Below are 14612 nucleotides of genomic sequence, written 5' to 3' on the forward strand. Positions count from 1 at the left end.
ACATGGGCCCGCAGGCCCATGTTTTCCGTTCCGGATAATCGGGAAAGCCGCCCGGTTGCAAGCTACGCAATCGGGCGGCGCGCGACGTTCGGTCAGGCCACGCGCTTCGCCTGATCGGCGACGCTGTCGGGCTGGCTCAGGAAACGCTCGCGGATCGACTTCGCGATGCCGGCGGCATCGAGGCCGCACTGCGACAGCAGCTTGGCCGGATCGCCGTGATCGACGAAGCGATCGGGGAGGCCCAATTGTAGTACGGGCCGGATAACCCCACTTTCCATCAGGGATTCGACGCAAGCCGAACCGGCGCCGCCTTGCAGGCAGCCCTCTTCGACCGTGACCAGATAGTCGTGCGTCTGTGCGAGTTCGCGGATCAGATCGGCATCGATCGGCTTCACGAAGCGCATGTTCGCCACGGTGGCGTCGAGTTCCTCGGCAGCCGCCAGCGACGGCGCGACCATCGTGCCGAACGCGAGGATCGCGACGCGCTTGCCTTCCGGCTGGGCCGAACGGCGGCGCACTTCGCCCTTGCCGAGCGGGATCGCCGTCATCGCCTTGACGGTCGGCACGCCGCCGCCCGCGCCGCGCGGATAGCGCACGGCCGTCGGGTTCGGCTGCTGCACGGCCGTGTAGAGCATCTGGCGGCATTCGTCTTCGTCGGACGCGGCCATCACCGTCATGTTCGGGATGCAGCGCATGAACGCGAGATCGTAGGCGCCCGCGTGCGTTGCACCGTCGGCGCCGACCAGGCCCGAACGGTCGATCGCGAACACCACCGGCAGGTTCTGCAGCGCGACGTCGTGGATCAGTTGATCGTAGGCGCGTTGCAGGAACGTCGAGTAGATCGCGACGACCGGCTTCAGCCCTTCGGTGGCCATGCCGCCGGCGAAGGTCACCGCGTGCTGTTCGGCGATACCGACGTCGTAATAACGATCCGGGAAGCGCTTTTCGAATTCGACCATGCCCGACCCTTCGCGCATCGCCGGCGTGATGCCGACCACGCGCGCGTCGAGTTCGGCCATGTCGCACAGCCACTCGCCGAACACTTGGGTGTAGGTCTTCTTGGCGGGCGTCGCGGCCGGCTTGATGCCTTCGGCGGGATTGAACTTGCCCGGGCCGTGGTAGAGCACCGGATCGGCTTCGGCGAGCTTGTAGCCCTGGCCCTTCTTGGTGACCACGTGCAGGAATTGCGGGCCGCGCAGTTCCTTGATGTTCTGCAGTGTCGGGATCAGCGAATCGAGATCGTGACCGTCGATCGGGCCGATGTAGTTGAAGCCGAATTCCTCGAACAGCGTGGCCGGCACGACCATGCCCTTCGCGTGCTCTTCGAGCTTGCGCGCCAGTTCGAGCACCGGCGGCGCGACGCTCAACACCTTCTCGACGCCGGCACGGGCCGCCGCGTAGAAGCGGCCCGACATCAGGCGTGCGAGGTGGCGGTTCAGCGCGCCGACCGGCGGCGAGATCGACATGTCGTTGTCGTTGAGGATCACGAGCAGCTTCGCGTCCTCGGACACACCGGCGTTGTTCATGGCCTCGAAGGCCATGCCGGCCGTCATCGCGCCGTCGCCGATCACGGCGATCGAGAAGCGGTCGTCGCCGTTGAGCTGGCTGCCGATCGCCATGCCGAGCGCGGCCGAGATCGAGGTGCTCGAGTGCGCCGTGCCGAACGTGTCGTAGTTCGACTCCGAGCGGCGCGGGAAGCCCGAAATGCCGTCCTGCTGACGCAGCGTCGCCATCTGGTCGCGGCGGCCGGTCAGGATCTTGTGCGGATACGTCTGGTGGCCGACGTCCCACACGATGCGGTCGTTCGGCGTATTGAAGACGTAATGCAGCGCGATCGTCAGTTCGACCGTGCCGAGATTGGACGACAAGTGGCCGCCCGTCTTCGACACGCTGTCGATCACGAACGAGCGCAGCTCATCGGCGAGCGGATGCAGTTGGCGACGATCGAGGCGGCGCAGGTCCGCCGGGTCGTCGATGGTTTTCAGCAAGTCGTACATCGTCGTTCCATTGTAGGAAATCAAACGCGCCCGCACTCTTGGTGCACGCTCCCGGGAGCCGAAGCGCGGCGGCGGGCTTTCGCGTCAGCTGACCCGGTTCACTACCAGGTCGGCGAGTTCGGCAAGGCGCTGCGCGCGTGCGCCGAACGGTTGCAACGCCGCATGCGCATCCGCACGCAGTTGCGCGGCCAGTTCGCGCGACGCATCGAGACCGATGATCGACACGTACGTGGGCTTGTTGGCCGCCGCATCCTTGCCCGCCGTCTTGCCGAGCGTTGCGGAATCGGTCGTCACGTCGAGAATGTCGTCCACCACCTGGAAGGCGAGGCCGACCGCGTCGGCGTATGCATCGAGCGCGCGCATCGTATCTTCCGACGGCGTTTCGCCGGCCAGCGCGCCCATGCGCACCGCCGCGCGCAGCAACGCACCGGTTTTCTTGCGGTGCATGGTTTCGAGCTGCTCGCGCGTGAGCATCAGGCCCACGCTGTCGAGGTCGATCGCCTGGCCGCCGGCCATGCCCACCGAGCCGCTCGCCAGCGCGAGCTCGCGCACCAGCGCCGCCTGTTGGACGGCGGTGAGCGCAGCAGCATCGGTCAGCGCGACGAACGCCTGCGATTGCAGCGCGTCGCCGACCAGCAGCGCGGTCGGTTCGTCGTACTGAACGTGAACCGTGGGCTTGCCGCGGCGCAGCGCGTCGTCATCCATGCAGGGCATGTCGTCATGCACCAGCGAATAGACGTGGATCATCTCCAGCGCGGCCGATGCGGCGTTGCGCGCAGCCTCCGTGGCGCCCGTCAGTTCGCCCGCGGCATGGCACAGCAGCGGGCGAACCCGCTTGCCGCCGCCCATCACCGCATAGCGCATCGCTTCGTGCAGCTTGCCGGGCACCACCGTCTCGGCCGGCAGATAGTGGCCGAGTGCGTCTTCGACGCGCGCCAGCACTGCGCGCATCCATTGTTCGAATGTCATAGATCGTCGTCTTCGCCGTCCGTGGCGGCCGCTCCTGTGGAGTGCGGTTTCAGCGTGGCCCCGTCGAGCACTCGCACCTGCTGCTCCACCTTATCGAGTTGCTGTTGGCAAAACGCAACAAGGGCCGCGCCGCGCCGATAGGCCGACAGCGAGTCCTCGAGGCTCAACGTTCCGCCCTCCATTCTCGCGACCAGCGTCTCGAGCTCCTCGAGCGCCGTTTCGTAGGAAGCCGGCAGCGATTCGGAGCCGGCACCCGACGCCGCAGCGCCCGGAGTTGCGTTTTTCGCCATGGAACGAGGGGAAATTTAAAAACAAGTCGGACATTCTACGGCAAAAGCGGATTCCAGCACCTGTCGACGTAATGGCCCCACCACCGCGGACGGTGCCAAGCACGCCGCGAATATGCCGACACGAGGCGGAATGCCGCACATCCCGCATGGAAATTTGACACAAATCAGGCACTTATCCACCCCCATCGCTACAGTTTCAGGTATAGTAGAAGGTTCCCCTAAATCGATTTTTCGATGGTTGGGTTGTTCACTGCTTTCACGATTTCCGGGAGTGGGAATGTCCAATCTGAGCGACGCTCTGCAATTGAAGTCGGCATCGAGCCAACTTCCTGTCACCGCTTACTTCGATGAGGCGCTTCTCGCGCGCGAAGTCGAAACCCTGTTCAAGAAAGGTCCTCGCTACGTCGGGCACGAATTGATGGTGCCCGAGGCGGGAGATTATTTCGCCCTGCCTTCCGAAAAGGAAGGCCGTGTGCTCGTGCGCAACCAGCAGTCGCGCATCGAGCTGCTGTCGAACGTCTGCCGCCACCGGCAGGCGATCATGCTGAACGGCCGCGGCCACACGAACAACATCGTGTGCCCGCTGCACCGCTGGACCTACGATCTCGACGGGCAACTGCTCGGGGCGCCGCACTTCCCCGACAATCCGTGCCTGAACCTCGACAAGGCGCCGCTGCAGAACTGGCAGGGCCTGCTGTTCGAGGCCGAGGGCCGCAACGTCGCGCAGGATCTCGCGAACCTCGGCACGCGCCATCACTTCAACTTTTCGGACTACCTGTTCGATCACGTCGAAGTGCACGAATGCGACTACAACTGGAAGACGTTCATCGAGGTCTACCTCGAGGATTACCACGTCGTCCCGTTCCATCCGGGCCTCGGCAGTTTCGTGTCCTGCGACGATCTCAATTGGGAGTTCGGCGACTGGTACAGCGTGCAGACGGTCGGCGTGCACAATGCGCTCGCCAAGCCGGGCAGCCCCACGTACCAGAAATGGCACGAGCAGGTGCTGCGCTTCCGCGATGGTGTACCGCCCGAGTTCGGCGCGATCTGGATGGTCTACTACCCGGGCCTGATGATCGAGTGGTATCCGCACGTGCTGGTGGTGTCGTGGCTGATCCCGCGCGGCCCGCAGAAAACCACCAACATCGTCGAGTTCTATTACCCCGAGGAAATCGCGCTGTTCGAGCGCGAATTCGTCGAGGCCGAACGCGCCGCCTATATGGAAACGGCCGTCGAGGACGACGAGATCGCCCTGCGCATGGACGCCGGCCGCCGCGCGCTGATGGAACGCGGCGAATCCCAGGTCGGGCCGTACCAAAGCCCGATGGAAGACGGCATGCAGCACTTCCACGAATTCCTGCGCCGCAAGCTCGGCAGCATCTGATGCGGGCCGGCGCCTGCCGGCGGCACCCTCAAAAGACGAGCTGCGGCTCGTCTTTTTTTGTTTAGACTGGATGATTCGGCCGTTTCCTCAGCAGGAGCCATCATGCCCCACACTCACTACACGACACTCATCTCGGCCGGCAACCTGGCCGAGCGCCTGGCTGCCGCGCCGGACAGCGTACTCGTCTTCGATTGCCGTTTCGACCTCGCCGCGCCCGACGCCGGCACGCAAGCCTACGCGGCCGGCCATCTGCCGGGCGCCGTCTACCTGCATCTCGATCGTGATCTGTCCGGCCCCAAGAGCGGCACCAACGGGCGCCATCCGCTGCCCGCGCGCGACACGCTCGTCGCTGCCCTGGCCGCGAAGGGCCTGCGCGCGGGCCAGCAAGTGGTGGCGTACGACGCGCAAGGCGGCATGTATGCCGCGCGTCTGTGGTGGCTGCTGCGCTGGCTCGGCCACGATTCGGTGGCGGTGCTCGACGGCGGCCTGGCCGCCTGGCAGGCCGCCGGCCAACCGCTGACGCCCGACGTCCCGGCGCCGAAAGCCGGCGATTTCCGCGCGCAGGCGCCGCTCGCGACCGTGGTGGACGCCGCCGCCGTGGTGGCGAATCTCGCGTCGAAATCGCGTCTGGTAGTCGATGCCCGTTCGCCCGACCGCTATCGCGGCGAAAACGAAACGCTCGACCCGGTCGGTGGCCATATCCCCGGCGCGGCCAACCGTTTCTTCAAGGACAACCTGAACGCGGAAGGCCGCTTCAAGAGCGGCCATGAACTGCGCGAGGAATGGACGGGCGTGATCGGCCAGCAGCCGGCGAACAACGTGATCCTGCAATGCGGCTCGGGCGTGACCGCCTGCCACAACGCACTGGCGATGGAGATCGCCGGGCTCCACAATCCGCTGCTGTATGCAGGCTCGTGGAGCGAATGGAGCGCGGATCCGTCGCGGCCGGTGGCGACCGGCCCGAACCCCTGAGCCGCGCGAGCAGCGTTACAGCACGCCGTATTTGCGGAACCACGCGAGCGCGCGTTTCCAGCCGTCGTCGGCGTCGGGCTTGATGTAGCTCGGCCGATAGTCGGCGAAGAACGCGTGCCCCGCGTCCGGATACGCGAGGATTTCCGATTCGCGCGCGGCCTTGTCCGGGCTGGCCAGCAGCTTGCCGCGCATCTCCGACAGCGTCGCCTGCGGAATGCTGTCGTCCTTCGCGCCATACAGGCCCAGCACCGGTGCCTTCAGTTCGGCCACGTGATCGATCGGGTTCGACGGCGTCATCTCGTTGCGATCGCCCACCACCTTGCCGTACCACGCCACCGCCGCACGCACATGCGGATTGTGCTCGGCGAACAGCCACGCCTGGCGGCCGCCCCAGCAGAAGCCCGTCACGCCCAGGCGCGTCAGATCCCCGCCGTTCTTGCCGGCCCACATGACCGTGGCGTCGAGATCCTCGCTGACCTGACGGTCCGGCACCTTGCTAACGACGGCGGCGTACAGCTCGTTGATGGTCGGGTACTTCGACGGATCGCCCTGACGCGAATAAAGGTTCGGCGCGATCGCCAGATAGCCGAGCTTGGCGAAGCGGCGGCAGACGTCCGCGATATGCGCGTGCACGCCGAACACTTCATGGATCACGATGATCACGGGCAGGTTGCTCTTGCCTTCCGGCTGCGCGCGGTAGGCCGGCACGCTGGCGTCGCCCGAGCGGATCTCGACCGTATCGCAATCGAGGCCGGCGCTGTCGGTGGTAATCGTCTGCGCGGAAACGGGCAGCACGGCGGCGGCGAACGAACCGCCGAGCGCCTGCACGAAGCGACGGCGATTGAACGGGACGTGCGGGACGAGGCTGTCCACTTCGGGTTTCAACATGCAAGGCTCCTTGAGATTCGACACGGCGACGCCAAGGCACGAGGCGACACCGGCAATACGGACGACGGGAGCGGACCGCCGCGCGGCAATCGGCTCGCAGCGGGCTCGACACACCGGCCCGGGCGCGGAATCCGCCGCCTCCAGCGACCCGGAACCCGCACACGATGCCGAAACTTACAGGTCGCCGTCAACTGTTTCGCACGCGACACCGGCGACTCGCCGCAATCGGCCAGCCCGATGTCAGCGGCGCGTCAGGCAGCCGTCATTCCTGAGCCACGTTCGGCACGCCGGCCTGCTTGCCGCTGCGATGCGGCCTCGCCACGCCCTCAATGCAGCTTCACGCGCGGCAGCGTCGAGCGCCGCAACCAGTGCGCCACCGTGTCGAGCATCATGCGCGGATAGCCATGCAGCGCCGCGATATGCAGGCGATACAGCGACATGTACATGAAGCGTGCGAACAGCCCCTCGATCAGCATGTTGCGGCCGATCAAGCCGCCCATCAGGCTGCCGACCGCACTGAAATGCCCGAGCGAGACCAGCGAGCCGAAATCGCGATAGGCAAACGACGGCAGCGGCCGGCCATCGAGCCGGCAAGCCAGCGCGCGCAGCAGGAAGCTGGCCTGCTGGTGCGCGGCCTGGGCACGCGGCGGCACGTTGCGATCGGTGCCGGCCCACGCGCAGGCGGCGCAATCGCCGAGCGCGAAGATATCGTCGTCGAGCGTGGTCTGCAGCGTCGGGCGCACCGCGAGCTGACCGAGGCGGCTCACCTCAAGGCCGTCGAGTTGCGACAGCACGGCCGGCGCCTTGATGCCGGCGGCCCACACCGTCAGGTCGGCGCGCACCGCCGCGCCGCTCGCGGTATGCACGACGCCGGGCGCCACCTCGGTCACGCGCTCGCCCAGCATCAGCCGCACACCGAGCTTGTCGAGCAGTTCAGCGGTGGCCGTCGAGACGCGCTCGGGCAGCGCCGGCAAGATGCGCGGCCCCGATTCGATCAGCACGATGCCCACGTCGTGCTTCGGATCGAGCTTGTGCAGCCCATACGCCGACAGCACCTGCGCGGTGTTGCGCAATTCCGCCGACAACTCCACACCGGTTGCGCCGGCGCCGACGATCGCCACCTGGATCGGCGGCTCGCTCGACACCGTGACGGCGGGCGGACGATGCTCGGCGCGAATGCAGGCAGCGATCAGGCGCTTGCGGAACCGCTCCGCCTCGCCCACCGTGTCGAGCGCGATCGCATGCTGCTGCGCGCCCTCGGTGCCGAAGAAATGCGTGGTACTGCCGATCGCGATCACGAGCGTGTCGTAGTCGAGCGTGCGCTCGGGCATCAGTTCGAGGCCATCGCTGTCGAGCACCGACGCCACCACCAGGCGCTTCGCGCCGCGATCGACCGACATCAGCGCGCCCTGCTGGAATTCGAAACCATGCCAGCGCGCCTGCGCTGCATATTCGAGCTCCTGCGTGAACGGGTCCATGCTGCCGGCCGCCACCTCGTGCAGCAGCGGTTTCCAGATGTGAGTGGGGTAACGATCGACCAGCGTGATCAGTGCACGGGCTTCGCGCTTGCCGCGCGCGCCGTAACGATCGCCGAGCCGGGTCGCAAGTTCGAGCCCGCCGGCACCGCCGCCTACGATGATGAAACGATGCATTCGATCCCCCGCGTTGATTTCAGGAGTGCATACGATTGTGCGCGCGGCGATGTCAGAATTCGAGTAAATCCGAGAAAAGACATCGCAAGACGACTTCACCGCTGCAACATGCTTGTGCATGCATGCCCGACACGGCGGGCGGCTGCGCGCGCGAGCCGCCAAGCTGACCGCGCGACGCGCAGAACGCGCCGCGCATCGGGTCAGTGCGCTTCCTCCCAATTGCTGCCGGCGCCCACTTCGGCCACCAGCGGCACCTTCAGCTTGGCCACACCGGCCATCATCTCGGGCAGCTTCTTGCGCACCGTCGAGAGTTCTTCCTCGGGCACTTCGAGCACCAGTTCATCGTGTACCTGCATGATCATGCGCGAGCGCAAGCCATCGCGATCGAGCCAGCCGTCGACGGCGATCATCGAGAGCTTGATCAGGTCGGCCGCGGTGCCCTGCATCGGCGCGTTGATGGCCGCGCGTTCGGCAGCCTGACGGCGCGGGCCGTTGCCGCCGTTGATCTCGGGCAGCCAGAGCCGGCGGCCGAACACGGTTTCGACGTAGCCGTTTTCCTTGGCCGATAAACGCGTGGTGTCCATGTAGTTCGCCACGCCCGGATAGCGTGCGAAATAGCGGTCGATGTAGAGCTTGGCCGCATCGCGCGTGATGCCGAGGTTCGCGGCGAGGCCGAACGCGCTCATGCCGTAGATCAAGCCGAAGTTGATGACCTTGGCGATGCGGCGCTGATCGTTGCCGACTTCGAGCGGCGTCACGCCGAACACTTCGGCGGCCGTCGCGCGGTGAATGTCCTCGCCCTGCGAGAACGCGCGCAACAGCGATTCGTCGCCCGAGATGTGCGCCATGATGCGCAGTTCGATCTGCGAATAGTCGGCGGACACGATCTTGCAGCCCGGCGACGCGATGAACGCCTCGCGAATGCGTCGGCCCTCGGCCGTGCGCACCGGGATATTCTGCAGGTTCGGATCGTTCGACGCGAGGCGGCCCGTGACGGCCACGGCCTGCGCGTAGTTGGTGTGCACGCGCCCGGTGCTCGCGTTGATCATGCGCGGCAGCTTGTCCGTGTAGGTGGACTTCAGCTTCGACAGGCCGCGATGTTCGAGCAGCAGCTTCGGCAGCGGGTAATCCTCCGCGAGCTTCTGCAGCACTTCCTCATCGGTGGACGGCGCGCCGCTCGGTGTTTTCTTGACGACCGGCAAGCCAAGCTTCTCGAAGAAGATCTGGCCGATCTGCTTCGGCGAGCCGAGGTTGAATTCGCCACCGGCCAGTTCGTAGGCCTCGCCCTCGAGCTGGATCAGACGCGTCGCGATCTCGCCGCTCTGCTTGGCGAGGCGCTCGCTGTCGATCAGCACGCCGGTGCGCTCCATCTTGCGCAGCACCATCGCCACCGGCAGTTCGATCTCGGCGTACACCCGCTTGAGCCCCGCGTCGCGCGCCACCTGCGGATACATTGCGCGATGCAGTTGCAGCGTGATGTCGGCATCCTCGGCCGCATAGGCCGCGGCCGCGTCGAGCGCCACTTCGTCGAAGCCGATCTGCTGCGCGCCCTTGCCCGCCACCTCCTCGTACTTGATCGTCTTCACGCCGAGATGGCGCAGCGCGAGGCTGTCCATGTCGTGCGTGCGATGCGATTCGAGCACGTAGGATTCGAGCAGCGTGTCGTGCTCGATGCCGTTCAGCGCAATGTCGTAGTTCGCCAGCACCTGCGCGTCGTACTTCAGATGCTGACCGACCTTCTTGCGCTCGGCGCTTTCGAGCCACGGCTTGAGCTTCGCCAGCACTGCGTCGCGCGGCAGTTGCTCGGGCATGTCCGGGCCGCGATGTGCGACCGGGATATAGGCCGCGCTGCCCGGCTCGGTCGACAGCGAAATGCCGACGACCTGCGCGACCATCGGATCGAGCGAGGTGGTTTCGGTATCGAACGAGGTCAGTTCGGCCGCCTCGATCTTCGCGAGCCAGGCGTCGAACTGCGGCCAGGTCTGCACGGTTTCGTAGTTGCGTTCGAGGGCTGCCGCGGCCGGCACCGGATCGGCGCTGCCGTCGGACGGCTCGCCGCCGTTGGCGTCGCTCCCTGCGGGCGCGGCTTCCAGCTCGCGCCGCCAGGTCTTGAAGCCGTTCGCCTCGAAGATCGGCAACAGCGCGTCGCGCGCCTCGGCGCCGGTCGCGAGCGACGCTTCGATCGTTTCCACTTGCGGCTTCAACTCGCAGGCCGTCTCGACCGTCACGAGCTTGCGCGCGAGCGGCAGGAAATCGAGCGCGCGGCGCAGGTTGTCGCCCACCACGCCCTTGATCTCGGCCGCGTGCTCGACGATGCCGTCGAGCGTTTCGTATTGCGCCAGCCATTTCACGGCCGTTTTCGGGCCGCACTTCTCGACGCCCGGCACGTTGTCCACCGTGTCGCCGATCAGCGACAGGTAATCGACGATGCGCTCCGGCGGCACGCCGAACTTGCCGATCACGCCGTCGCGATCGAGCACTTCGTTGGTCATGGTGTTGACGAGCGACACGTGGCCCGTCACCAGTTGCGCGAGATCCTTGTCGCCGGTGGAGATCACGACCTTCATGCCGCGCGCTTCGGCGGCATGCGCGAGGGTGCCGATCACATCGTCGGCCTCGACGCCTTCGATCATCAGCAGGGGCCAGCCGAGCGCGCGCACGGCTTCGTGAATCGGCTCGATCTGCAGCGCGAGATCGGGCGGCATCGACGGGCGGTTCGCCTTGTATTCGGTATAGAGATCGTCGCGGAAGGTTTTGCCCTTCGCATCGAACACGCACGCGCTATACTCCGCTGTAACTTCCTTGCGCATGCGGCGCAGCATGTTGATGATGCCGTAGAGCGCACCGGTCGGTTGACCGTCCGGCCCGCGCAAATCGGGCATTGCGTGGTAAGCCCGATAGAGATAGCTCGAACCATCAACCAACAGCAGGGTCTTACCTTCCAGGTTCTGTTCTTCAGGCATTATGAATAAGAGAAAAGTGATTCCGAGCTTGCGTTCGCTGGCAGATCAAGAACGCGCGACAGCAAAGAAAGCCCGCGCTTCGTGGCAGATGTTCACGATTATGGCAGAGTTTATCGAGGCGACCGAGTACCTCTCGGAGATCCGCCCGGCCGTCAGCATCTATGGTTCAGCGCGTCTGAAAGCCGAGTCGCCGCACTATCAGTTGGCCGCGCAAATCGCGCGCAAGCTGTCGGACGCGGGCTTCGCCGTGATCTCCGGCGGCGGCCCCGGCATCATGGAAGCCGCCAACAAGGGCGCCCATGCAGGCAAGGCCCCGTCGGTCGGTCTGAACATCGAATTGCCGCACGAACAATCGGGCAACAACTACCAGGACATCTCGCTGCGCTTCCGCCATTTCTTCACGCGCAAGGTCACGTTCGTGAAGAACTCCGACGCGGTGGTGGTGATGCCGGGCGGCTTCGGCACGCTCGACGAACTGTCCGAAGTGCTCACGTTGATCCAGACCAAGAAATCGCGCCTCGTGCCGATCATCCTGGTCGGCAGCGAGTTCTGGCAGGGCCTGCTGCAATGGTTCCGCGACCAGTTGATCCCGATGGGCCTGATCAATCCGGACGACATGGATCTGATGCAGGTGATCGACGATCCCGACCAGGTGCTCGAAGCCGTGCTCGCGTTCTATGAAGATACCGGCGAGGAAGGCGAAGCGCAGGAAGCGCCGCAGCAGGAACGCGACGATCGCCGCGACGACGACCGCATGTTCTATCTGTAAGCCGTCGCGCCTCGCGGCGCGGCAATGAAAAACGGGCGACGCCGAAAGCGTCGCCCGTTTCGTTTGATGCGCAATGTTTCGCAGTGCTTGTGATGTGGCGAGTGGATTCCGCCCGCGCGTTCAGCTCGCGCGGCGCACCGCAGCGACATTACGCCGCGCGAGCGGGCCGTCGTCGCCCTGCAGGTCGCCGATCAGGCGTTGCAGCAGCGCGATCTGGCCGACCGCATCCATTTCGAGTTGCGCGAGCTTCTCGCGCGGCGGCAGCGGATGGCGCGCCGGCACGCGGCCGGTCGCCAGCATCGCATCGATGTCGTCGCTGGCCGACTCCACCCACTCCACCAGATCCACTTCCATGCGCGGGCCGTGCACGCTGAGCCGCAAATGCGCCGCCGTGCCGGCCATGCGGCGCAGCAGGCCGAGCACGGTCGAGGCGGCGGTATCGAAACGCGTGTCGTCGAGCCGTTCGAGGCGGATTCGGTTGAACGCTTCCTCCGCGTTGTTGCTGGCCAGCCCGGCCTCGCGGCGCAGCCGCTCCGCCTCGCGGTTCGTGCGTCCCGGCGCCTCGATCGCATCGACCAGATAGCGCAGGTTCGCCGAGATCGCCGACGCCAGTTGGCCGCGAATGTCGATCTGCTCGCGCGTCGGCCACAGCAGGAAGGTTGCGACCAGCGCGATCACGCAGCCGAGCACGTTGTTGCCGAGCCGCGTCAGCGCGTAGGTGAGTTCGCTCGCGGCCGGCGTGGCGAAGTCGGCCACCAGCACGAAGGTGGGCGTGAGGAACAGCACGAACAGGCTGTAGCTGACCGGGCGCAGCGCCATCGTCGCGCACACCAGCGGGAACACCGCGAGCGAAATGCCGATCGGCGAATGCACGGCCAACCCGATCGCGGCCGCCAGCAGGCCGCCGATGATGCTGCCCGCCGCGCGCTCCACGCTGCGCGGCCAACTGCCCGCGATCGACGGTTGCAGGATCAGCAGCGTCGCCATCGTCGTCCAATAGCCGAACGGCACGCCGAGCAGCCGCACCACCAAGAAGCCGAGCGTGGTGGCCACCGCGACGCGCGCCGCGTGGCGCAGCCCGATCGATTTCCACGACAGGTTCGCGCGCAACGTCACCCAGGCGCGCGCCAGCACCGTGCGCAGCGCGCGCGTCCAGCGCAATTGCTGGCGCGGCGCCTGCGTCACGTCGGCCGGATCGGGTTCGAGCTGCAGGGCCATCGTCATCGATTCGCCGAGCGCCGCATCGAGGCCCCGCGCGAAACGGCGCAGCCGGCGTTGCAGCACGTCGGGGCGCTCCCACGGCGCCGCATCGATCGCGTCGCCGACACGCCGCAACAACTCGGCAATGCCGGCCAGCACGCGCGCCGCCCGCGCCGGATCGCGCAAGGTCTGACGGCCGCGCTGGCAAACGCCCGCCACCGCGATCAGATGCGCGAACCAGCGCTCGCCCTCCGCCACCGCGATCAGCAGGTTCGCATACGACTCGCGGCGGTCGGTCTTGGCCACCGGCATGCGCGCCAGCGTGCGGCGCGCGGCTTCGAGCGCGGCGCGCGCGTCGGAGCGGTATTTCGAGGCATGCATTTCCCAGGCACGCTGGGTCTGCGCCGGTTCCGACAGCAGCCGCGAGGCGTCGTGCGCGATATCGGCGAGCCGCACGTACACGCCGCGCACGGCCGCGCGCCCCTGCGCGAACGGATGGATGCGCCACACGGTCAGGCTCAACACGATCGCGAACACGCAACCGCCGAAATACACGCCGAGGAACATCAGGCCCGCGCGCCAGTCGTGCATCGGGCGATCGGCCATCACCACGCAGGCGGTGGCCGCGAGGATCGTGACCTGCGCCGTGGCCGCCCCCCAGATGCGGCCGAGCGCGCCGAGCGAAGTGAACACCAGCACGGCGAGCAGCGCGATCAGCGTGCCGGAACCCGAGGCGAACGCGGTCGCCCCGCCGCACACGGCCGACAACACCGCGAAACTCGCCATCGATGCGAAACGCGTGCGGTTCGAGCCGGCCGCATCGGCCAGGCAGGTCCAGAACGCGCCGATTGCGGCCCAGGCGAACTCGGGTTCGTGCAGCAGGTTGCCGATCACCAGCATCGCCGTGGAGGCGCAGGCCGCGCGCAACCCTTCGGACAGGCTTGCGTCGTTGACCGCGAACGACACCATCCACAACGGCCGCCGGCGAGACCACGAGCCCGCGAGCACATTGAGATTGTTCAGGCGAGCCGCGACGACGTGCCTGAGGCGATGGTGAAGGTGGCGAAGCATTGTGAATTCGATGATGAGACGGGTGGAAACCAGGAAACAACGGCGAGCCGCATGACTAAACAACGTCCGACCGGCCGAAACGATGATAAGGGAAAACCCTTGTTTTACATAAATAAGTGTCGGATTGAAGGCGAAATGTCGGGAAAAACCGGTGCCGAGCGCCGACATCGACGCGCCAGCAGCGCGTTCAACGCCGTTCGCCCCCGAAGGCTGCCCATCGTAGCGGAGGTCCAAGGCGTTTTCATGAGCCGGCCGCTGCAACACTTGCCGCGATTCGTAACGATCGGTATCAGCGCCGGCCAACGCCAAACCGACGTTTCCGCCATCGAAACGGCCCGAATCGCGCCATCACAAAGGAGATTCGGGCCAGATCGCAGCACCCCGCCCGGCGGCCCGGCGCCCGCACCGCTACCGAATCTAAGGTTACAAATCCACACGCCAATTAATCTTCCCGATC

Annotated in this window: 10 protein-coding genes; 3 read left to right on the forward strand and 7 right to left on the reverse strand. The window is 66.3% G+C overall.

Going from position 1 to position 14612, the window contains the following annotated elements; genetic code table 11:
• Positions 1–92: 92 nt before the first annotated feature.
• The 3 genes from dxs to ACYP33_RS10615 form a co-directional block, all read right to left on the reverse strand.
• Positions 93–1997 (reverse strand): 1-deoxy-D-xylulose-5-phosphate synthase, encoded by a 1905-nt coding sequence (dxs, locus tag ACYP33_RS10605; protein WP_414439834.1) that lies wholly within the window; start codon positions 1995–1997, stop codon positions 93–95.
• Between the two features lie 84 nt (positions 1998–2081).
• The gene (locus tag ACYP33_RS10610; RefSeq protein ID WP_459621510.1) at positions 2082–2966 is read right to left on the reverse strand and encodes a polyprenyl synthetase family protein; all 885 of its coding nucleotides are present in this window, start codon (positions 2964–2966) and stop codon (positions 2082–2084) included.
• Positions 2963–3256, reverse strand: a complete 294-nt coding sequence (locus ACYP33_RS10615) for an exodeoxyribonuclease VII small subunit (protein WP_414439836.1) — start codon at positions 3254–3256, stop codon at positions 2963–2965. Before ACYP33_RS10615 ends, ACYP33_RS10610 begins: the two co-directional genes overlap by 4 nt.
• Before the next feature lie 277 nt (positions 3257–3533).
• Here ACYP33_RS10615 and ACYP33_RS10620 point away from each other — a divergent pair, with 277 nt between their 5' ends.
• Together ACYP33_RS10620 and ACYP33_RS10625 are read left to right on the forward strand one after the other, a co-directional pair.
• Positions 3534–4640: an aromatic ring-hydroxylating oxygenase subunit alpha gene (locus tag ACYP33_RS10620; RefSeq protein ID WP_414439837.1), complete on the forward strand. Its 1107-nt coding sequence runs from the start codon at positions 3534–3536 to the stop codon at positions 4638–4640.
• Between the two features lie 102 nt (positions 4641–4742).
• The gene (locus ACYP33_RS10625; RefSeq protein WP_459621512.1) at positions 4743–5612 is read left to right on the forward strand and encodes a sulfurtransferase; all 870 of its coding nucleotides are present in this window, start codon (positions 4743–4745) and stop codon (positions 5610–5612) included.
• A 15-nt stretch (positions 5613–5627) separates the two neighbouring features.
• On the opposite strand, the gene ACYP33_RS10630 is transcribed toward ACYP33_RS10625, so the two are convergent.
• The 3 genes from ACYP33_RS10630 to polA all read right to left on the reverse strand — a co-directional run bounded on the left by ACYP33_RS10630 (position 5628) and on the right by polA (position 11115).
• Positions 5628–6500 (reverse strand): dienelactone hydrolase family protein, encoded by an 873-nt coding sequence (locus ACYP33_RS10630; protein ID WP_414446973.1) that lies wholly within the window; start codon positions 6498–6500, stop codon positions 5628–5630.
• 326 nt (positions 6501–6826) lie between these two features.
• Positions 6827–8152: an NAD(P)/FAD-dependent oxidoreductase gene (locus ACYP33_RS10635; protein ID WP_459621513.1), complete on the reverse strand. Its 1326-nt coding sequence runs from the start codon at positions 8150–8152 to the stop codon at positions 6827–6829.
• Positions 8153–8352: 200 nt separating this feature from the next.
• Positions 8353–11115, reverse strand: coding sequence for a DNA polymerase I (polA, locus tag ACYP33_RS10640; RefSeq protein ID WP_414446971.1), 2763 nt, complete (start codon positions 11113–11115; stop codon positions 8353–8355).
• 1 nt (position 11116) lies between these two features.
• On the opposite strand from polA, the gene ACYP33_RS10645 reads away from it, so the two are divergent.
• Positions 11117–11884, forward strand: coding sequence for an LOG family protein (locus ACYP33_RS10645; RefSeq protein ID WP_414439842.1), 768 nt, complete (start codon positions 11117–11119; stop codon positions 11882–11884).
• 120 nt (positions 11885–12004) lie between these two features.
• On the opposite strand, the gene ACYP33_RS10650 is transcribed toward ACYP33_RS10645, so the two are convergent.
• Positions 12005–14155 carry an FUSC family protein gene (locus tag ACYP33_RS10650; RefSeq protein ID WP_459621515.1) on the reverse strand — a complete coding sequence of 717 codons (2151 nt, stop codon included), beginning with the start codon at positions 14153–14155 and terminating at the stop codon, positions 12005–12007.
• Between the last annotated feature and the right edge of the window lie 457 nt (positions 14156–14612).

The organism is Burkholderia sp. 3C (assembly GCF_054589155.1).

What these genes read in the sequence shown, in the direction of transcription:
- dxs (WP_414439834.1), bottom strand. Translation starts at nt 1,997, where the DNA reads ATGTACGACTTGCTGAAAACCATCGACGACCCGGCGGACCTGCGCCGC.
- ACYP33_RS10610 (WP_459621510.1), bottom strand. Translation starts at nt 2,966, where the DNA reads ATGACATTCGAACAATGGATGCGCGCAGTGCTGGCGCGCGTCGAAGAC.
- ACYP33_RS10615 (WP_414439836.1), bottom strand. Translation starts at nt 3,256, where the DNA reads ATGGCGAAAAACGCAACTCCGGGCGCTGCGGCGTCGGGTGCCGGCTCC.
- ACYP33_RS10620 (WP_414439837.1), top strand. Translation starts at nt 3,534, where the DNA reads ATGTCCAATCTGAGCGACGCTCTGCAATTGAAGTCGGCATCGAGCCAA.
- ACYP33_RS10625 (WP_459621512.1), top strand. Translation starts at nt 4,743, where the DNA reads ATGCCCCACACTCACTACACGACACTCATCTCGGCCGGCAACCTGGCC.
- ACYP33_RS10630 (WP_414446973.1), bottom strand. Translation starts at nt 6,500, where the DNA reads ATGTTGAAACCCGAAGTGGACAGCCTCGTCCCGCACGTCCCGTTCAAT.
- ACYP33_RS10635 (WP_459621513.1), bottom strand. Translation starts at nt 8,152, where the DNA reads ATGCATCGTTTCATCATCGTAGGCGGCGGTGCCGGCGGGCTCGAACTT.
- polA (WP_414446971.1), bottom strand. Translation starts at nt 11,115, where the DNA reads ATGCCTGAAGAACAGAACCTGGAAGGTAAGACCCTGCTGTTGGTTGAT.
- ACYP33_RS10645 (WP_414439842.1), top strand. Translation starts at nt 11,117, where the DNA reads ATGAATAAGAGAAAAGTGATTCCGAGCTTGCGTTCGCTGGCAGATCAA.
- ACYP33_RS10650 (WP_459621515.1), bottom strand. Translation starts at nt 14,155, where the DNA reads ATGCTTCGCCACCTTCACCATCGCCTCAGGCACGTCGTCGCGGCTCGC.